The organism is Kitasatospora sp. NPDC050543, from assembly GCF_044457565.1.
Lineage (GTDB): Bacteria > Actinomycetota > Actinomycetes > Streptomycetales > Streptomycetaceae > Kitasatospora.
Genome location: NZ_JBITGZ010000007.1, coordinates 1 through 18,805, shown reverse-complemented (window position 1 = coordinate 18,805; position 18,805 = coordinate 1). Strand labels below are relative to the sequence as shown.

Here is an 18,805-nt window from a genome sequence, read left to right as displayed (position 1 = left end):
TCGCCGGCCACCGCCCGCCGCCCCGGCAACAGCATGCAGGCGGCAGGCGGCAGGCGGCAGGCGGCAGGCGGCGCGGACGCTACGCCAGCCCGCGGCGGGCCAGCAGCGGCCCGGTCTGCGGGTCGCGGCCGATCACCGCACGGAAGCACTCCAGCGCGTCCCGGCTGCCGCCGCGCGAGAGCAGTTCGGCGCGGAACACCTCGCCGCTCTCGCGCACCGTGCGGCCGTTGCCGCGGAACCAGTCCACCGTCTCGGCGTCCAGCACCTCGGACCAGATGTACGCGTAGTACCCGGCGCTGTAGTCGTTGGAGAAGATGTGGTTGAAGTACGTGGTCCGGTAGCGCGGCGGGATCGCGGCGACCGCGAGGCCGGCCCCGGCCAGCGCCCGTGCCTCGAACTCCCGCGCGTCCGCGACCTCGGTACCCGCCGGAAGGGTGTGCCAGGCCCAGTCCAGAAGCGCCGCCGCCAGGTACTCCACCGTACGGAAGCCCTGCCCGAACTCCTCGGCCGCAGCCATCCGGGCCACCAGCTCGGCCGGCAGCGGCTCACCGGTCACGTGGTGGCGGGCGTAGTTGGCCAGCACCGCCGGCCAGGTCATCCACATCTCGTTGACCTGGGAGGGGAACTCCACGAAGTCCCGCGGCACCTCGGTGCCGGCGAAGAACGGGTAGCGCACGTCGGAGAAGAGCCCGTGCAGGGCGTGGCCGAACTCGTGGAACAGCGTGCGCACCTCGTCCCAGGTGAGCAGCACCGGCTCGCCGGGCGCCGGGCGGGCGATGTTGAGGTTGTTCATCACCACCGGGCGCCGGTCCAGCAGCCGCGACTGGCCCACCATCTCGTCCATCCAGGCACCGCCGCGCTTGGACGCGCGGGCGTGGAAGTCGCCCATGAACAGGCCCAGCGGGCGGCCGTCCTCCTCGAACACCTCGAAGATCCGGACGTCCGGGTGGTAGCCCACCAGGTCGGGGCGCTCGGTGAAGGTCAGCCCGTAGGCGAGGCCCGCGGCGAAGAACACGCCGTCGCGCAGCACCCGCTCCAGCTCGAAGTAGGGGCGCAGCACGGCCGCGTCCACCTCGTAGGAGGTCTGGCGGACCTTCTCGGAGTAGTACGCCCAGTCGTGCGCGGCGATCTCCTCGACGCCGTCGGCGGCCGCCATCTTGGCGAGCTCGGCGGCCTCCCGCCCGGCCTTGGCCACGGCGGGCGCCACCAACCTGGACAGCAGGGCGTCGACGGCCTCCACGGTGCCGGCCGTCTCGTCGGCCACCACGTACGCCGCGTGGCTCGGGTGGCCGAGCAGCGCCGCCCGTTCGGCCCGCCGCGCGGCCAGCCGGATCGCCACCGGGCCGTTGCTCTCCACCGCCCGGCCGAGCGAGGCCTCCAGCAGCCGCCGGCGCACCTCACGGTCGGTGAGCGAGGAGAGCTCGGACTGGTTGGAGAAGTTCTTCAGGCTCAGGACGTACTTGCCGTCCAGGCCGAGCGCCCTGCCGTTCTCGGCGGCCGCCGCCACGGCGTCCGCCGAGAGCCCGTCGAGCTGCTGCGCGGAGTCCAGTACCAGTGCTCGGGCCTTGCCGTCGGCGGCGACGTTCTGGTGGAAGGCCGTTGCCGCGGAGGCCAGTTCGGCGTTCAGCTCGCGCAGCCGCTGCTGCTCGGCCGCCCCGAGCAGCGCGCCGGCCCGCACGAACAGGGTGTGCCGGCGCTCCAGCAGCCGCAGTGACTCCGGGTCCAGACCGAGCGACGCACGCTGCTCGTACAGCGCCTCGACCCTCGCGAACAGCGCGGGGTCCAGGTGGACGGCGTCGGCGTGGGCCGCCAGCCTCGGGCTCAGCTCGGCCTCCAGGGCGTCCAGCCCCGGGGTGGTGTCGGAGGAGCTCTGGTTGACGAACACGGCGGACACCCGGCGCAGCAGGGCGCCGGAACGCTCCAGCGCGACCAGGGTGTTGTCGAAGGTCGGGGGCTCCGGGTCGGCGGTGATGGCCGCGATCTCGGCGAGTTGCTCGGCCATGCCGCGCTCGAAGGCCGGCAGGTAGTGCTCTTCCCGGATCTCGGCGAAGGGTGGCAGTTCGTAGACCAGGGTGCTGGGTTCGAAGAAGGGATTCACGGTCATCCGCCGACCCTACGCGGTGCGACGTGCACTGCCTACGGTCAGTCAGCGCCGGGCCAGTTCCAGCCGAGCTGGAGGAAGAGGCCGAGCCGGTCGGAGACGGCACGGATCTCGCTGATCCGGCCGTTCGCGACGGTGAAGACGAAGATCGCCTCGTTCTCGAAGCCGCGGCCGGTGGGCGCGGGCATCCGGGGGTGGGCGCCGGAGTTGACGCCCCACTGGGTGATCCGGGCGACCACCCGGTCACCCTCGGCCAGCAGCTCGTCGATCCGCGCGTGGTAGGGCCGCAGGGCCGCCAGCTGGGCGGCGATCGCCTCGAAGGCCGCGCCCGGCTCGTCGGGCTCGCCGTGGATGATCTTGTTGTGGTCGATCACGTCGGCCGCGAGGTACCGCCCGAGGTCGGCGAGGCGCTCCTCGTTGACGGCCGCGAAGAAGCCCGCCACCAACTGCTTGTTCGCCGCCGGGCCGCCCGCGATGGTCTCCGCCATGGTGATCTCCCCATCTCTCTTACACCGTAAGGTCCGCAACGGGGAGTACTCTTCTCTTACGCCGTAAGAATGTCAAGGGGTCACCATGAAGCCATCCGCACGAGCCGGGCTCAGCCGCCAGAAGGTGCTGACCACCGCCCTGGAGCTGACCGACCGCGACGGCATCGAGAAGCTCTCCATGCGCCGCCTGGGAGCCGAACTCGGCGTCGAGGCCATGACGCTGTACCACTACCTCCCCAACAAGGCCGCCCTGCTCGACGGCCTGGTGGAACTGGTCGTCTCCGCCGTCCGCCCCGACCTCGACGGCGCGGCCGCCCACTGGCCCAAGGCGCTGCGCGGCTTCGCCACCGCCCTGCGCGCCGAACTCCTGCGGCACCCGGGTGTGATCCCGCTGGTCGCCACCCGCCCGGCGCAGTCCCCCGACGCGCTGCGGGTGGTCGAGGCCACCGCCGCCGCCCTCGGCCGGGCCGGCATCCCCCCGCTGGAGGCCCTGCGGATCATCAACTCCGTCTCCACCTTCGTCATCGGCCACTGCCTGGCCGAGGCGGCCACCACCCCCGGCCATCCCGAGGACACCCCGGCGCCCGACCTGAGCCCCTACCCCGTCCTCACCGCCGCCCTCCGGGCCGGCCTCGGGACGCCCGCCGACCACCAGGCCCGCTTCACCCTCGCCCTGGACGCCCTGCTCCTGGGCCTCGCCGCCGCGCACCCCGGATGAGAAGTCGGCCCGGCCGACTTCTCGCGCGCACGCACCGCGTTGTCAGTCCCCACCGCTAACGTCGGCCCCGGCCCGGAGCCCGCCCCGGACACCGGGCCACCGGACCCCGCCCCCGAACGCCCGAGCCGACGGCCCGGAGACCCGACCCACGGCACCAGTCCACGACACCGGCCCGGAGCCCGCCCGAGAGACCGGCCGTAGCGCCCCCGCACCGCCGACCCCGCCCCCGAGAGGAGGCCCCCGTGCCGCCCGCCGCACCCCGCTTCGCCCTCGTGCCCGACCCGCACGGCCCCGGCGGCCGCCTCCAGCCGCTGGACGACACCGGCGCCACCCTCGGCCCGCCTGTGCACACCCCCGACCTCGCCGCCGCCGTCGCCGAGCAGGAGGCGGCCGGCGCGCCGCGCTGGGTCTGGGCCGCCGCCGACAGCGCCTACACCCCGCTGCTGCCGCTGCGCCTGGCCCGCTGCCACGACCTGCGGCTGGTCGAGGCCCTGCTGCTCGCCCACGAGAGCCGCTTCGGCGCCCCGCGCTCCCTCGGCGCCGCCTGGGCCCGCCTGAACCAGCTCCCCGTCCCGCCCGATCTAGGCGAGCCGGGCACCCCCGCCGAGCAGGACAGCCTGTTCGCCCCCGACCGCCTCCAGCTGCCGCCGGGCACCGACACCCTGCGGGCCGTCGTCGCCGTCCACGCCGAGCAGCAGCGGCGCGTCCAGGCCATCGCCGACCCCGCCGCCCGCGCGCGCTTTCGCCTGCTCGTGGCCGCCGAGTCCGCCGGGGCCCTGGTCGCCGCCGAGATGGCGTACGACGGCCTGCCCTGGCGCGCCGATGTGCACGACGCCCTGCTCACCGAGCTGCTCGGCCCCCGCCCGCACATCCCCGGCACCCAGCCGGCACGCCTCGCCGAGCTCTCCGCCGAGCTCCAGCAGGCCCTCGGCGGGCGCCCGTTCAACCCCGACTCGCACAGCCAGGTGCTGCGCGCCTTCGCCGACCAGGGCGTCCAGCTCGGCTCCACCCGCTCCTGGGAGCTGCGCGGCGTCGACCACCCCGCCGCCGCCCTGATGATCCGTTACAAGGAGCTCTCCCGCATCCACGCCGCCCACGGCTGGGCCTGGCAGGACGCCTGGGCCCGCGGCGGCCGGTTCCGCCCCGAGTACGTGGTCGGCGGCGTGGTCTCCGGCCGCTGGGCCAGCCGCGGCGGCGGCGCCCTCCAGATCCCCCGGATCCTGCGCGGCGCCGTGGTCGCCGACCCCGGCTGGCTGCTGGTCGTCGCGGACGCCGCCCAGCTCGAACCGCGCGTCCTCGCCGCCCTCTCCCGGGACGCCGGCCTGGCCCGCACGGCCGCCGCGGGAGACCTCTACGAGGCCCTCGCCGCCACCGCCTTCCAGGGCGACCGCGACAAGGCCAAGCTCGGGCTGCTCGGCGCGATGTACGGCCAGACCAGCGGCGACATCGGCCCGCTGCTGGCCACCCTGCGCCGCCGCTACCCGGCCGCCATGGGGTACGTCGAGTCAGCCGCCCGTACCGGCGAGGACGGCGGCGTGGTCCACTCCCGGCTCGGCCGGGCCTGCCCACCACCCTCGGACGCCTGGCTGGACCTCACCGAGGCCCCGGACAGCGCGGGCGAGGCCGGCGGCCGCTCGGCCCGCGCCCGCGGCCGCTTCACCCGCAACTTCGTCATCCAGGCCAGCGCCGCCGACTGGGCCCTGGCGCTGCTCGCGGCCCTGCGCCGACGCCTGAACGCGCTCCCGGCCGGCTCCCCCGCCGACCGCCCGCACCTGGTCTTCTTCCAGCACGACGAGGTGGTCGTGCACACCCCCGCCAACCTGGCCGACCAGGTGGCCGCCGCGGTCGCCGAGGCGGCGGAGGAGGCGCGCCTGCTGGTCTTCGGGGACACCCCGGTCCGCTTCCCGCTCAGCACCGCCGTCGTCGACTGCTACGCCGACGCCAAGTAGCGGCCGGGGCTCAGAACTTCCGGAAGCCCCGGGCGTCCTGCGCGGCCGTGGCGACCTCCGCCAGCGCGGCGCCCGCGGAGGCGGTGACCACGGCCGCGACCGCGCCCTCCACGAACGGCGCGTCCACCAGCAGCACGTCGGCGCGCGGGTGGTCCTCCAGCGCCGTGACGGCGGTGAGCACCGCGCTGCCGAGGTCCGGCAGCACCACCACGCCCGCGCCGTGGTCCGCCTCGGCGACGGCCCGCAGGATCAGCTCGTAGCTGGTGCCGAGGCCGCCGTCCTCGGTACCGGCCGCGAGCACCACCGGCACCGCGCCGGAGCCGAGTTCGTGCAGCAGCTCGCGCAGTCCGGCGGCCATGGCCGCGCTGTGCGAGACGAGGACGATGCCCACCGGATCGGTCATGCCCCGACCCTAGCCGGGCGCCACCCCGCCTGTCCCGGACACCACGGCGGCCGCCCCGCGCAGGGGCCGCCGCCCTCCCGGGCGCCCGCCGCCGCCGAGCACGGCCCCACCGCGTCAGCGCCGCGCGCCAGTTCGGCCGGGTGCGCCGCAATGCGTGCCGACCGACCCCGGCAGGCGTAGCGTCGGCGGCAGCAGCGTCTGCCGAGGGAGCCCGCTTTGAAGAAGCTGATCAACACCCCGGAGAGCGTCCTGGAGGACGCGCTGGCCGGAGTCGCCGCCGCGCACCCGGAGTTGGCGGTGGACGTCGCCAACCGGGTGATCACCCGGGCCGTCCGTCCGCAGCGCCCCAAGGTCGCGCTGGTCTCCGGCGGCGGCTCCGGTCACGAGCCACTGCACGCCGGCTTCGTCGGCCCCGGGATGCTCGACGCGGCCTGCCCGGGCGAGGTGTTCACCTCCCCCGTGCCCGACCAGATGCTCGCCGCCGCCAAGGCCGTGGACACCGGCGCGGGCGTGGTGTTCATCGTGAAGAACTACACCGGTGACGTGATGAACTTCCAGCTCGCCGCCGAGCTGCTGGCCGAGGAGGGCGTCGAGGTCCGCACGGTGCTGGTCAACGACGACGTCGCGGTGGAGGACTCGACCTGGACGGCGGGCCGGCGGGGCACCGGCGCGAGCGTCCTGGTGGAGAAGACCGCCGGCGCACTGGCCGAACGCGGCGCCGCGCTGGCGGAGGTCGCCGCCCTCGGCGAGCGGGTCAACGCGGCCTCCCGCTCCTTCGCCATCGCCCTCACCGCCGCGACCGTACCGGCCGCCGGCAAGCCCGGCTTCGACCTGCCGGAGGACGAGATCGAGGTCGGCGTCGGCATCCACGGCGAGCCGGGCCGGCGCCGCGAGAAGCTGCGCCCGGCGCGGGAACTGGCCACCGAGGTGCTCGACACCGTCCTCGCCGACCACGACCTGGCCGCCGGCGACCAGGTGATCGCCCTGGTGAACGGCCTGGGCGGCACGCCGCTGCTGGAGCTGTACATCGTCTTCGGCGAGGTGAGCGCCCGGCTCGCCGAACACGGCATCACCATCGCCCGCTGCCTGGTCGGGAACTACGTCACCAGCCTGGACATGGCGGGCTTCTCCCTCACCCTGACCAAGGCGGACGCCGAACTGCTGGACCTGTGGGACGCCCCGGTGGCGACCCCGGCCCTGCGCCGGTCCTGAGGGGACGCGCGATGGACCCCACCATGGACCCCGCCCTGGCCGAGGCCTGGCTCCGGGCGCTGGCCGCGGCCGTCGAGCAGCACCAGCAGCAGCTCACCGACCTGGACTCGGCGATCGGAGACGGCGACCACGGCAGCAACCTACGGCGCGGCTTCACCGCCGTCCTCGCGGCGCTGGACACCCTGGCGCCGGACACCGTCGGCGCGGTGCTGACCAAGGCCGGCACCACCCTGATCTCCAAGGTCGGCGGCGCGTCGGGCCCGCTGTACGGGAGCGCGTTCCGCGCGATGGGGGCCGCCCTGCCCGAGGCGACCGCGGAGCCGGCGGACCTGGCCAGGGCGCTGGCGGCGGGCCTGGCGGCCGTCCAGAAGCTCGGCGGGGCGCAACCCGGCGACAAGACCATCGTCGACGCCTACACTCCGGCGCTGCGCGCGTTCGAGCAGGCGGTGGAGGAGGGCTCGGATCTTGCCGGTGCCGCGGCGATCGCGGCGATCGGAGCGGAGCGGGGCATGCGTGCCACCCGCCCGATGGAGGCACGCAAGGGCCGGGCCTCCTACCTCGGCCCACGCAGCATCGGCCACCAGGACCCCGGGGCGACCTCCACCGCGCTGCTCTTCAGGGCGCTCTCCGACGTCACGGGCCCCTGACCTCATCCGGTACGGGCCGGCTCGCGATACCCCCGACCCGTACCGGCCCCGGTCCCGACCCGGCCCCTTGCCCGCAGTCGCCCCCCGGCACACGAGCCTCAGTCCAGCTCCCCTGCCACCCGGCCCCGGTCCAGGTCCAGGTCCAGGTCCCGGTCCCGGTCCGTCCGACTGAGCAGGAGCAGCAGCGCATCGTCCCCCAGCTCCCCGCCGGTGTGCTCCAGCAGGTCCGCGTACACCCGCCCGACCGCCGCCTCCAGCTCGGCCGGCGAGCGGGCCGCGCCGTGCACCAGCGGGCCGACCCGCTCCGCGAGCGGGTAGAACTCGCCCGAGGTGTGGTGCCTGGCCTCGATCACGCCGTCCGAGCAGAGCACCAGCACGTCGTCCGCGCCGAAGGGCAGGTCCCAGCTGGTCGGCTCGCCCGGCACCAGCCGGCCCAGGCCCAGCGGCACCCACGGGTCGGGCGCCTCCAGCACCTGCACCGTGCCGTCCCTGGTCACCTGCACCGGCGGGACGTGGCCGTACTGGAGCAGTTCGACGGCCCCGGGCCGGCGGAACTCGGCGAACACCGCGGTGGCGAACTCACCGTCCGGGGCGTGGCGTTCCACGCTGGCCTCGACCCGGGCGGCCACCGCGCGCAGCCCGCCCTCGTCGTACGCGGCCTCCCGGAACGCGCCGAGCACCACGGCGGCGGTCTGCACGGCGCCCAGCCCCTTGCCCCGGACGTCCCCGACCACCACGCGGGTACCGTGCGGGGTCTCCAGCGCCGAGTAGAGGTCCCCGCCGATCCTGGCCGCGTCGGCGGCCGAGGCGTAGCGCACCGCGAGCCGCAGCGGCCCGACGGTCGGGCCCGGCAGGCGCAGCAGCGCGCGCTGGGCGGCCTCCGCGACGGAGCTGACGGCCGCGAAGGCGGCCGCCCGGCGCATCCTGAGCTTGGCCACCCAGGCGCTGAACAGCATCAGCAGGAGGTAGCTGACCATCGCGCCGTACAGGAAGCGCTCGTCGTCGAGGGTGTCGACCTGGTCGTAGTGGCTGAGCCCGAGGACCGCGAGCAGCCCCAGGGTGCAGACCGCGATCAGTTCCAGCGGGCGCAGGGTGAGCGCGGCGATCGAGGGGACGACCGTCATCAGCGGCGCGAGGTAGCGGTCCCGGCCGGAGAGGAAGTCCGCCAGGGACACCAGCAGGATGCAGGTCAGAGCCGGGGACGCGCGCCGCAGGAAGGAGATGTCCTGGAGGTCGGTGGCCAGCAGCGCCCTTCGCCGCCGGGCGGGCGGGAGCACCGGCGCCACCGGCGCCACGGTCGACTGGGCGCGGCGGATCCGGAACACACACCGAACATATCGGACGAACCACCGCTCCGCGCTGCGCCCGCGCGCCGTCCCACCCCGCCCCGCCCGGCCGGCCGCCGCACCGGGACACGCCGGATTCGCCCGGTTCGCGGCGGCGATTCGGGCCCGGCGTGTCCATGCGCATACTCTCTGCAATCAAGTCGCTCACGCGATGCGACCCACGACACAGGGTCCAGCACCCCGGGAAATACCCCGTGGGGGTATCGTGTTGTGAACAGACAGAGCACGGGCGAGGCCCGTGGCAGCAACCTCCCGGAGGTCCGGATGTCCAGCACCACCACGTACACCGTCAGCGGCATGAGCTGCGGCCACTGCGAGAAGTCGGTCAGCAGCGAGGTCTCCTCGATCCCGGGCGTCACCGACGTGGCCGCAGACGCCAAGGCCGGCACCGTGACGATCTCCTCCCAGTCGCCGCTGGACGACGCCGCGGTGCGCGCCGCCGTGGACGAGGCCGGCTACGAGCTGGTCGGCCGCTCGGCCTGACCTCGCCGCCGGGCGGGGCCGCGCGGTGCGCCCGCAGCCCTGCCCGGCGCACCCGGCCCGCTGGCCGTCCCACCCCGGCACCCAGCCCAGCCCTAGCAGCAGCCCCCCGCACCAGCCCCGCCGCACGCGCTCAGCAAGGAGCAGATGAGCATGAGCACCAGCACCCCGGGCACCACCACCCCGCGCCCCGGCACCACCGGGATACACACCGGCGGCGCCACCGCCGCCCCTGAGCGCGTCGAGCTCATCATCGGCGGGATGACCTGCGCATCCTGCGCCGCCCGCATCGAGAAGAAGCTCAACCGGATGGACGGCGTCGAGGCCACGGTGAACTTCGCCACCGAGAAGGCCCGCGTCGACTTCGGGCCCGGCGTGAGCATCGCCGACCTGATCGCCACCGTCGAGCAGACCGGCTACACCGCCGAGCCGCCCGCCCCGCCCGCCACCACCCCGGGCGCCACCGATGCCGCCGACGACGCCGCCGCGCCGGCCCCCGACCCGCTGCGCCGGCGGCTGCTGGTCAGCGCCGTGCTCGCCCTCCCGGTGGTCCTGCTCTCGATGGTGCCCGCCCTGCAGTTCGACAACTGGCAGTGGCTCGCCTTCGCGCTCACCGGCCCCGTCGTCGTCCACGGCGGCCTGCCCTTCCACCGCGCCGCCTGGACCAACCTGCGGCACGGCGCCGCCACCATGGACACCCTGGTCTCGCTCGGCACCCTGGCCGCCTTCGGCTGGTCCGTCTGGGCCCTGTTCCTCGGCCACGCGGGCATGCCCGGCATGCGGCACGGCTTCACGCTGGCCGTCGGCGGGGGCGACGCCGCCTCCACCCTCTACCTGGAGACGGCCGCCGCCGTCACCGTGCTGATCCTGCTCGGCCGCTGGCTGGAGGCCCGCTCCAAGCGCCGCGCCGGCGCCGCGCTGCACGCCCTGCTGGACCTCGGCGCCAAGGACGTCGCGGTGCTCCAGGGCGAGCGCGAGGTACGGCTGCCGGTCGCCGCGCTGACGACCGGGATGCGCTTCGTGGTCCGCCCCGGCGAGAAGATCGCCACCGACGGCGTGGTCGTCGAGGGCGCCTCGGCCGTGGACGCCTCGATGCTCACCGGCGAGTCCACCCCGGTCGAGGTCACCGTCGGCGACCAGGTCACCGGCGCGAGCGTCAACGCGGGCGGGCGCCTGGTGGTCGAGGCCACGCGGGTCGGCGCCGACACCCAGCTGGCCCGGATGGCCCGGCTGGTCGAGCAGGCGCAGAACGGCAAGGCCGCCGCCCAGCGGCTGGCCGACCGGATCTCCGCCGTCTTCGTGCCCGTCGTCATCCTGATCGCCCTCGCCACCCTGGTGGGCTGGCTGCTGGCGACCAGCGACCCCACCGAGGCTTTCACCGCTGCCGTGGCCGTCCTGATCATCGCCTGCCCCTGCGCCCTGGGCCTGGCCACCCCCACCGCCCTGATGGTCGGCACCGGACGCGGCGCCCAGCTCGGCATCCTGATCAAGGGCCCCGAGGTACTGGAGACCACCCGCCGGGTCGACACCATCGTGCTCGACAAGACCGGCACGGTGACCACCGGCCGGATGGCCCTCACCGCGGTGCACACCGCCGACGGCGTCACCGAGGCGCAGGCACTGCGGCTGGCCGGCGCCCTGGAATACGCCTCCGAGCACCCCGTCGCGGCGGCGATCGCCGCGGCCGCCGCCGAGCGCACCGGCGAGCTGCCGCCCGTCGGGGAGTTCACGAACCTGCCCGGCCTCGGTGTCCAGGGCGTGGTCGAGGGCCACGCGGTGCTCGCCGGCCGGGAGGCACTGCTCGCCGACCGCGCCCAGCACCTCCCGCCCGCGCTGGCCGCCGCCAAGGCCGCCGCCGAGGCCGCCGGGCGCACCGCGGTGGCGGTCGGCTGGGACGGCGAGGCCCGGGCCGTCCTGGAGGTCGCCGACACGGTGAAGCCGACCAGCGCCCAGGCCGTCGCCGAACTGCGCGCGCTCGGCCTGCGGCCCGTCCTGCTCACCGGCGACAACCGCACCGTCGCCGAGTCGGTCGCCGCCGAGGTGGGCATCGACGCCGCGGACGTGATCGCCGAGGTGCTCCCCGAGGACAAGGTGGCCACCATCCGGCAACTGCAGTCCGAGGGCCGCTCGGTGGCCATGGTCGGCGACGGCGTCAACGACGCGGCCGCGCTCGCCCAGGCCGACCTGGGCCTGGCCATGGGCACCGGCACCGACGCCGCGATCGAGGCCGGCGACCTGACCCTGGTCCGCGGCGACCTGCGGGCGAGCGCCGACGCGATCCGGCTCGCCCGCCGGACGCTGGCCACCATCAAGGGCAACCTGTTCTGGGCCTTCGCCTACAACGTCGCGGCCGTCCCGCTGGCGGCGGCCGGCCTGCTCAACCCGGTGGTGGCCGGGGCCGCGATGGCCTTCAGCTCGGTCTTCGTGGTGAGCAACAGCCTCCGGCTGCGCCGCTTCCAGGCCTCCTGAACCCGTACGGCACTGCGCCTGACCCCGTTCGCACCGCGGGCCCGTACCGCGACCGGTACGGGCCCCCTGCCACACGTGCCACAACTGCCACGGCTGCCACGCGTGCCAAAACGGCCGTGCTCCGCACGCGGCAGCAGCGTCTCAGCGCCCGAGCAGCTCCCCGCCGTTGCAGTGCAGGATCTCGCCGGTGATGAACCCGGCCTCCGGCGAGGCCAGGAAGTAGACGGCCGCGGCGACCTCCCCCGTCTCGCCGATCCGGCCGAGCAGCGTCCGGGCCGCCCGGCGGGACACCTCGGCCTCGTCCAGGCGCGGGCCGAAGAACTCCGTGCCGGCCACCGTGCCCGGGGCGACGATGTTGGCGGTGATGCCGGAGGGGCCGAGCTGGGCGGCGAGGAAGTGGTTCCAGGCGTGCAGGGAGGCCTTGGCCGCCCCGAACGAGCCGGCCCCGCGCAGCGCGGCGATCGAACTGACCGTCACCACCCGGCCCGAGCCCTGGGTCAGCCGGTCCCGGATGGACTCGGTCAGCATCACCACGGTCAGCACATTGCGCTCGAAGTCACCCCGCCAGCGGGCCAGCAGGGCGTGCGGTCCGGCGCCGATCACCATCTCGCGGCTGCCCGCGTTGTTGACCAGGACGTCGATCCGGGCGGGCAGCCGGGTCAGCGCGGCCTCGACGGCGTCCGGGTCGGCCAGGTCGCAGACCAGGGGGGTGACGTTCGGGCCGAGATCCTCGGCCGCCTGTTCCAGCACCGCTCGGCGGCGGCCGACGATCATGACCTGTTCGCCCGCCTCGGCGAACCGCCGGGCGACCTCGTACCCGATACCGGTGCCGCCACCGGTGACGACGACGTTCCTGGCCATCTGCGCACTCCCTCCCCAGTTCCGCCACCACGCTGCCGATGTGCGGGCGGTCCGTACCGGAATGCCACGATTCCTATCACGCTGGGTTGCCACGACTGTGGGGAGGGTGACGTCGGGGCCGGTGAATGATGTGGTATGAACCGGCATCCGGGCACGCACGGAGCGTGGCGAGAGACAACTCACACCCCTCTGGCGTAACTTTGCGCGCGCCGATACGTCTTAGCTTTGTAGTGCGGCAGTATTCCGGTGAGCGGTGATGTGTGGAACGGTTCACGTCATCGCGCGGTCACCACTGCCGCCGACGGGGCTCCGGCGGGCCCCGGGACGATCGTCGACTGATCGGCGGTCTTCGCGCACGACGCCGGGGTGTGGCGGGTCAGGGACGCTTTGAGCGGCCGTTCCCGACTGCGGCCGCCCCCCGGACGTCGTGCGTCGTGCGTGGTGGGATCGACCTCGACGCGGCAGGACCGCGCATGCGAAGGGCCCGGCTGCACCAGCAGCCGGGCCCTTTCGTGCACGGGGCAGCGGTCGGGTCGGCGGACCGCCGGCCGACCGTCAGCGCCCGGTCAGCGCTCGCCGAGGGCGACGTAGTCCCGGATCGCGGTGCCGGTGTAGATCTGCCGCGGCCGGCCGATGCGGCTGGTCGGGTCGTTGATCATCTCGTGCCAGTGGGCGATCCAGCCCGGCAGCCGGCCGAGCGCGAACAGCACGGTGAACATGCTGGTCGGGAAGCCCATGGCGCGGTAGATGAGGCCGGTGTAGAAGTCCACGTTCGGGTACAGCTTGCGCGAGATGAAGAAGTCGTCGCTGAGCGCGTGCTCCTCCAGCTTGAGCGCGATGTCCAGCAGCTCGTCGGACTTGCCGAGCTGGGCCAGGACATCGTGCGCCAGACCCTTGACCAGCGCGGCACGCGGGTCGAAGGCCTTGTACACGCGGTGCCCGAAGCCCATGAGCTTCACGCCGTCCTCGCGGTTCTTCACCTTGCGGATGAAGGCGTCGACGTCGCCGCCGTCCTTCTGGATGCTCTCCAGCATCTCCAGCACGGCCTGGTTGGCGCCGCCGTGCAGCGGGCCCCAGAGCGCCGAGATGCCGGCCGAGATCGAGGCGAACTGGTTGGCGTGGCTGGAACCGACCAGGCGCACGGTGGAGGTCGAGCAGTTCTGCTCGTGGTCCGCGTGCAGGATCAGCAGCTTGTCGAGGGCGTTGACGACGACCGGGTTGATCTCGTAGTCCTCGGCGGGGACGGCGAAGGTCATCCGCAGGAAGTTCTCGACGTAGCTCAGGTCGTTGCGCGGGTACACGAACGGCTGGCCGACGGACTTCTTGTAGGCGTAGGCCGCGATGGTCGGCAGCTTCGCCAGCAGGCGGACGGTCGACAGGTGGCGCTGACCGGCGTCGAACGGGTTGTGGCTGTCCTGGTAGAAGGTCGACAGCGCGCCGACCACCGAGGAGAGCATCGCCATCGGGTGCGCGTCCCGCGGGAAGCCCTGGTAGAAGCGCTTGACGTCCTCGTGCAGCAGGGTGTGCTGCGTGATCTCGTCGTTGAACGTCTTCAGCTGGTCGCCGTTCGGCAGCTCGCCGTTGATCAGGAGGTACGCGGTCTCGATGAAGCTGCCCTGCTCGGCCAGCTGCTCGATCGGGTAACCCCGGTAGCGCAGGATGCCGTTGTCGCCGTCCACGAAGGTGATCGCGGACTTGTAGGCGGCGGTGTTGCCGAAGCCGTTGTCCAGGGTGACCAGGCCGGTCTGCGGAAGCAGCTTCGAGATATCGAAGCCGGCGTTGCCCGCAGTGCTCTCGACGACGGGGTACTCGTACTCGCCGTCCTGGTACCGCAGTACTACCGAGTTGTCGCTCACGTCTTCCTCACCGACGAAATGAATCCTCTTCCAAGGTGCCCTGACTGTCTCTACCATCCCCCATCTGGCGGACAGTCGCGCACCCGGGGTGGCCCGAAAGGGCCCGCCCCTACAAAACCCAACGCCGCAGCCGGTACGAACCGGACAAGATCGGCACGAGTCTAGGCTCTGCCCTAAATCTCTTCACGTCAAGACAACCCTAAGGGCAAGGAATCCCTTGGAGGATCATCCAACGGCCAGCCGGTGGTCCAGTCCGGAGTGCCTGCGACCTGCACTGACGGTCCGAACGGCCTGTCCGATCGCCTTGCGTGACCCCACCAGCACTACCAGTCGCTTCGCCCTGGTCACCGCCGTGTAGAGCAGGTTCCGCTGGAGCATCGTCCAGGCCGACGTGGTGACCGGAATCACCACCACCGGGTACTCGCTGCCCTGCGAGCGATGGATCGTCACCGCGTACGCGTGCGCCAGCTCGTCCAGCTCGTCGAAGTCGTACGGCACCTCCTCGTCCTCGTCCGTGAGCACCGTCAGCCGCTGCTCCTCCACACTGAGCGAGGACACCACCCCGACCGTGCCGTTGAAGACGCCGTTCTGCCCCTTCTCGTAGTTGTTCCTGATCTGGGTGACCTTGTCCCCCACCCGGAACGTCCGCCCGCCGAACCGCCGCTCGGGCAGCCCCTCCCGCCCCGGCGTGACAGCCGCCTGGAGCAGGGTGTTGAGATTGCCCGCACCCGCCGGACCGCGGTGCATCGGCGCCAGCACCTGCACGTCCCGGCGCGGATCCAGCCCGAACTTCTGCGGAATCCGCCGCGCCACCACATCCACCGTCAGCCCCGCCGCCCGCTCCGCGTCGTCCTCCACGAAGAGGAAGAAGTCCGCCAGCCCCTCCGTCAGCGGCGGCAGACCCTCGTTGATCCGGTGCGCGTTGGTCACCACACCCGACTGCTGCGCCTGCCGGAAGATCCTCGTCAGCCGCACCGACGGGATCGGGCCACCCGCGGCCAGCATGTCCCGCAGCACCTCGCCGGCCCCCACCGACGGCAGCTGGTCCACATCCCCCACGAACAGCAGGTGCGCCCCCGGCGCCACCGCCTTGACCAGCTTGTTCGCCAGGATCAGATCCAGCATCGAGGCCTCGTCGACCACCACCAGATCCGCGTCCAGCGGCCGGTCCCGGTCGTACGCCGCCTCCCCGCCCGGCCGCAGCTCCAGCAGCCGGTGCACCGTCGACGCCTCCACCCCCGTCAGCTCCGCCAGCCGCTTGGCCGCCCGCCCGGTCGGCGCCGCCAGCACCACCTTCGCCTTCTTCGCCAGCGCCAGCGTGACGATCGACTTCACCGTGAAGGACTTCCCGCAGCCCGGACCGCCCGTCAGCACCGCGACCTTCTCGGTCAGCGCGAGACGCACCGACTGCTCCTGCTCCGGCGCCAGATCCGCCCCCGTCCGCTTCGCGAGCCATGCCAGCGCCGCAGCCCAGTCCACCCCCGCGAAACCGGGCATCCGGTCGGACTCGGCCCGCAGCAGCCGCAGCAGCTGGTTCGCCAGCGAGATCTCCGCCCGGTGGAACGGCACCAGGTAGACCGCGGTGATCGGCTCGCCCGCCACACCGGGTACCGACTCCCGCACCACCCCCTCCTCCGCAACCAACTCCGCCAGGCAGTCGATCACCAGCCCCACATCCACCTGGAGCAGCTTCACCCCGTCCGCGATCAGCCGCTCCTCCGGCAGGAAGCAGTGCCCCTGATCACTGCTCTGCGACAGCGCGTACTGCAGACCGGCCTTCACCCGCTGCGGGCTGTCGTGCGGGATGCCGACCGCCTGCGCGATCTTGTCCGCCGTGAGGAAGCCGATCCCCCACACGTCCGAAGCCAGCCGGTACGGCTCGTTCTTCACCACCCCGATCGACGCGTCCCCGTACTTCTTGAAGATCCGCACCGCCAGCGAGGTCGACACCCCCACACCCTGCAGGAAGACCATCACCTCCTTGATGGCCTTCTGCTCCTCCCAGGCCGCCGCGATCATCTTCGTCCGCTTCGGGCCCAGCCCCGGCACCTCGATCAGCCGGCCGGGCTCGTTCTCGATCACCTCCAGGGTGTCCACCCCGAAGGCCTCCACGATCCGCTCCGCGAACCGCGGCCCGATCCCCTTGATCAGCCCCGAACCCAGATACCGCTGGATGCCCTGCACCGTGGCGGGCAGCACCGTCGTGTAGTTCTCCACCACGAACTGCCTGCCGTACTGCGGATGCGAACCCCATCGCCCGTGCAGCCGCAGCGACTCCCCCGGCTGCGCACCCAGCAGCGCACCCACCACCGTCAGCAGGTCGTTCCCGCCCCGCCCGGTGTCGACGCGCGCGACGGTGTACCCCGTCTCCTCGTTCGCGTAGGTGATCCGCTCCAGCACCCCCTCGACCTGGGCGAGCTGGCGTGGCACCTGCGCCTGCTGTTGCGTGGCCACGAAACCCCCTTGCCGATCCGGGTGACCATCCGCTACGCACCGTACCGCCCGGCGCCGACAACCCGGACACGGACCGGGGCAATCCCCCGCACCCCGCTCACGCTGCGACCGCCGGGTCCAGGTGGAAGGCTGGGAAACGGCACGGGGGACCGCTCGGGGACCGACCCGGGGCAGCGGGGGGCCACACCGTCACGCCCGTCCCGCGACGGGCCCCGCCCAAGGAGCACCGCCACCATGCTGACCACCCAGTACGTCCCCGGCTCGCCCAACTGGCTCGACCTGGGCAGCCCCGACACCACGGCCTCCGAGAACTTCTACACCGGGCTCTTCGGCTGGACCTTCGCCTCGGCCGGGCCCGAGGCCGGCGGTTACGGCTTCTTCCAGCAGGACGGCAGGACGGTGGCCGCCCTCGGCCCACTCACCGAGGACGGCGCCGAACCCGCCTGGACGATCTACTTCACCAGCACCGACGCCGACCGGACCACCGCCCTGGTCGAGGGCGGCGGCGGCAAGGTCCGCGTCGCCCCCTTCGACATCTTCACCAACGGCAGGATGGCCGGCTTCACCGACCCGACGGGTGCGGAGTTCGCCATCTGGCAGCCCGGCGACACCCGGGGCCTGGACGCCGTGACCGCCCCCGGCACGCTGTGCTGGACGGAGTGCTACAGCACCGACGCCGAGGCCGCGAAGGCCTTCTACCGCGCGGTCTTCGGCTGGCAGGAGCAGGACGTACCGTTCGACGCCGGCACGTACACCGTGGTCACCCCCGCGGGCGGCGGCACCGGCGACGGCCAGGGCGGCATCATGCAGCTCGGCCCCGAGCAGACCGCCGCCGGCACCACCTCGCACTGGCTGCCCTACTTCGAGGTCCCCGACACGGACGCGACCGTCGCCAAGGCCGAGAAGCTCGGGGCCACCGTCCGCCTGCCCGCGATGGACATGCACGGCGTCGGCCGCTTCGCCCAGCTCGTCGACCCGCACGGCGCGGTCTTCGCTGTCATCACCAGTGCAGCCCCCGGAGAGTGAGCGACCGTCACGCCGCAGGCCCGCCGGGAGGCCCTCCCGGCCCCGGGGGCCGGGGCCGGTACGGAGGGAAGCGGGCACGGGCCGACGGGGCGCCACACCGGGCCTGACGTGCCCTCACCCAGGCACTGCGGCCCGCCCCCGGCCGGCGATCCGGCCCGGCTCCCCGCCTAGTCTGAGGTCATGACCGACCTGAGCATTCGCCCCGCCACCGCCGACGACCTGCCCGCGATCGTCGCCATGCTCGCCGACGACCCGCTGGGGGCCACCCGGGAGAGCCCGAACGACCTCACCCCGTACCGCACCGCGCTCGCCAGGATCGTCGCGGACCCGCACCAGCACCTGGTGGTCGCGGTCCGCGCCGGTCGCACCATCGGCACCCTGCAACTGACTCTCATCCCCGGGCTCTCCCGCAAGGGATCCACCCGCACCATCATCGAGGGCGTCCGGATCCACTCCGACGAACGCGGCACAGGCCTGGGCACCGACCTGCTCCAGTGGGCGATCGACACCTCACGGGACCTCGGGGCCGACCTCGTACAGCTCACCTCGGACGCCACGCGGACGGACGCGCACCGCTTCTACGAGCGGCTGGGCTTCGTGGCCTCCCACCTCGGCTTCAAGCTCGCACTCTGAGGCCGGCGGGCCCGGGAGGGCGCCCCGAAGGGCATTCCGGAGTTCCCCTTTGCCGGAGATCCTCCCGGAAACGCAGAGAACCCCCACCCGGAATCGGGTGGGGGTTCTCTGTGAATGATTGTTCGGCGGCGTCCTACTCTCCCACAGGGTCCCCCCTGCAGT

15 protein-coding genes are annotated in these 18,805 nt (G+C 73.4%); 8 read left to right on the top strand and 7 right to left on the bottom strand.

Annotation, left to right across the window (positions count from 1 at the left end):
• Positions 1–79: 79 nt before the first annotated feature.
• Positions 80–2,104: a M3 family metallopeptidase gene (locus ACIBH3_RS10890; RefSeq protein ID WP_396311608.1), complete on the bottom strand. Its 2,025-nt coding sequence runs from the start codon at positions 2,102–2,104 to the stop codon at positions 80–82.
• A 38-nt stretch (positions 2,105–2,142) separates the two neighbouring features.
• Positions 2,143–2,589, bottom strand: coding sequence for an ester cyclase (locus ACIBH3_RS10885; RefSeq protein ID WP_396311607.1), 447 nt, complete (start codon positions 2,587–2,589; stop codon positions 2,143–2,145).
• Positions 2,590–2,674: 85 nt separating this feature from the next.
• On the opposite strand from ACIBH3_RS10885, the gene ACIBH3_RS10880 reads away from it, so the two are divergent.
• Both ACIBH3_RS10880 and ACIBH3_RS10875 read left to right on the top strand, forming a co-directional pair.
• Positions 2,675–3,307 carry a TetR/AcrR family transcriptional regulator C-terminal domain-containing protein gene (locus ACIBH3_RS10880; protein ID WP_396311606.1) on the top strand — a complete coding sequence of 211 codons (633 nt, stop codon included), beginning with the start codon at positions 2,675–2,677 and terminating at the stop codon, positions 3,305–3,307.
• Between the two features lie 242 nt (positions 3,308–3,549).
• Positions 3,550–5,256, top strand: coding sequence for a bifunctional 3'-5' exonuclease/DNA polymerase (locus tag ACIBH3_RS10875; protein WP_396311605.1), 1,707 nt, complete (start codon positions 3,550–3,552; stop codon positions 5,254–5,256).
• Positions 5,257–5,266: 10 nt separating this feature from the next.
• On the opposite strand, the gene dhaM is transcribed toward ACIBH3_RS10875, so the two are convergent.
• Positions 5,267–5,659 carry a dihydroxyacetone kinase phosphoryl donor subunit DhaM gene (gene dhaM / locus ACIBH3_RS10870; protein ID WP_396311604.1) on the bottom strand — a complete coding sequence of 131 codons (393 nt, stop codon included), beginning with the start codon at positions 5,657–5,659 and terminating at the stop codon, positions 5,267–5,269.
• A 216-nt stretch (positions 5,660–5,875) separates the two neighbouring features.
• On the opposite strand from dhaM, the gene dhaK reads away from it, so the two are divergent.
• Both dhaK and dhaL read left to right on the top strand, forming a co-directional pair.
• Positions 5,876–6,871, top strand: coding sequence for a dihydroxyacetone kinase subunit DhaK (gene dhaK / locus ACIBH3_RS10865; RefSeq protein WP_396311603.1), 996 nt, complete (start codon positions 5,876–5,878; stop codon positions 6,869–6,871).
• 11 nt (positions 6,872–6,882) lie between these two features.
• Positions 6,883–7,518, top strand: coding sequence for a dihydroxyacetone kinase subunit DhaL (dhaL, locus tag ACIBH3_RS10860; RefSeq protein ID WP_396311602.1), 636 nt, complete (start codon positions 6,883–6,885; stop codon positions 7,516–7,518).
• Between the two features lie 98 nt (positions 7,519–7,616).
• Here the strand turns inward: dhaL and ACIBH3_RS10855 are convergent, their stop codons facing one another.
• Positions 7,617–8,843, bottom strand: a complete 1,227-nt coding sequence (locus ACIBH3_RS10855) for a PP2C family protein-serine/threonine phosphatase (protein WP_396311601.1) — start codon at positions 8,841–8,843, stop codon at positions 7,617–7,619.
• A gap of 285 nt (positions 8,844–9,128) precedes the next feature.
• Here ACIBH3_RS10855 and ACIBH3_RS10850 point away from each other — a divergent pair, with 285 nt between their 5' ends.
• A complete protein-coding gene (locus tag ACIBH3_RS10850) occupies positions 9,129–9,347 on the top strand; it encodes a heavy-metal-associated domain-containing protein (protein WP_396311600.1) in 219 nt (72 codons plus the stop codon).
• 150 nt (positions 9,348–9,497) lie between these two features.
• Entirely contained in the window at positions 9,498–11,813 is a 2,316-nt protein-coding gene (locus tag ACIBH3_RS10845) for a heavy metal translocating P-type ATPase (RefSeq protein WP_396311599.1), read from the top strand.
• A gap of 141 nt (positions 11,814–11,954) precedes the next feature.
• On the opposite strand, the gene ACIBH3_RS10840 is transcribed toward ACIBH3_RS10845, so the two are convergent.
• The 3 genes from ACIBH3_RS10840 to ACIBH3_RS10830 all read right to left on the bottom strand — a co-directional run bounded on the left by ACIBH3_RS10840 (position 11,955) and on the right by ACIBH3_RS10830 (position 16,984).
• Positions 11,955–12,674 (bottom strand): SDR family NAD(P)-dependent oxidoreductase, encoded by a 720-nt coding sequence (locus ACIBH3_RS10840; RefSeq protein WP_396311598.1) that lies wholly within the window; start codon positions 12,672–12,674, stop codon positions 11,955–11,957.
• A gap of 566 nt (positions 12,675–13,240) precedes the next feature.
• Positions 13,241–14,530 carry a citrate synthase gene (locus tag ACIBH3_RS10835; protein WP_396311597.1) on the bottom strand — a complete coding sequence of 430 codons (1,290 nt, stop codon included), beginning with the start codon at positions 14,528–14,530 and terminating at the stop codon, positions 13,241–13,243.
• A 225-nt stretch (positions 14,531–14,755) separates the two neighbouring features.
• A complete protein-coding gene (locus tag ACIBH3_RS10830; RefSeq protein WP_396311596.1) occupies positions 14,756–16,984 on the bottom strand; it encodes an ATP-dependent RecD-like DNA helicase in 2,229 nt (742 codons plus the stop codon).
• Positions 16,985–17,218: 234 nt separating this feature from the next.
• Between ACIBH3_RS10830 and ACIBH3_RS10825 the strand changes: the two genes are divergently transcribed.
• Entirely contained in the window at positions 17,219–18,010 is a 792-nt protein-coding gene (locus ACIBH3_RS10825) for a VOC family protein (protein WP_396311595.1), read from the top strand.
• 180 nt (positions 18,011–18,190) lie between these two features.
• Positions 18,191–18,643 (top strand): GNAT family N-acetyltransferase, encoded by a 453-nt coding sequence (locus ACIBH3_RS10820; protein ID WP_396311594.1) that lies wholly within the window; start codon positions 18,191–18,193, stop codon positions 18,641–18,643.
• The last annotated feature ends 162 nt before the right edge of the window (positions 18,644–18,805 follow it).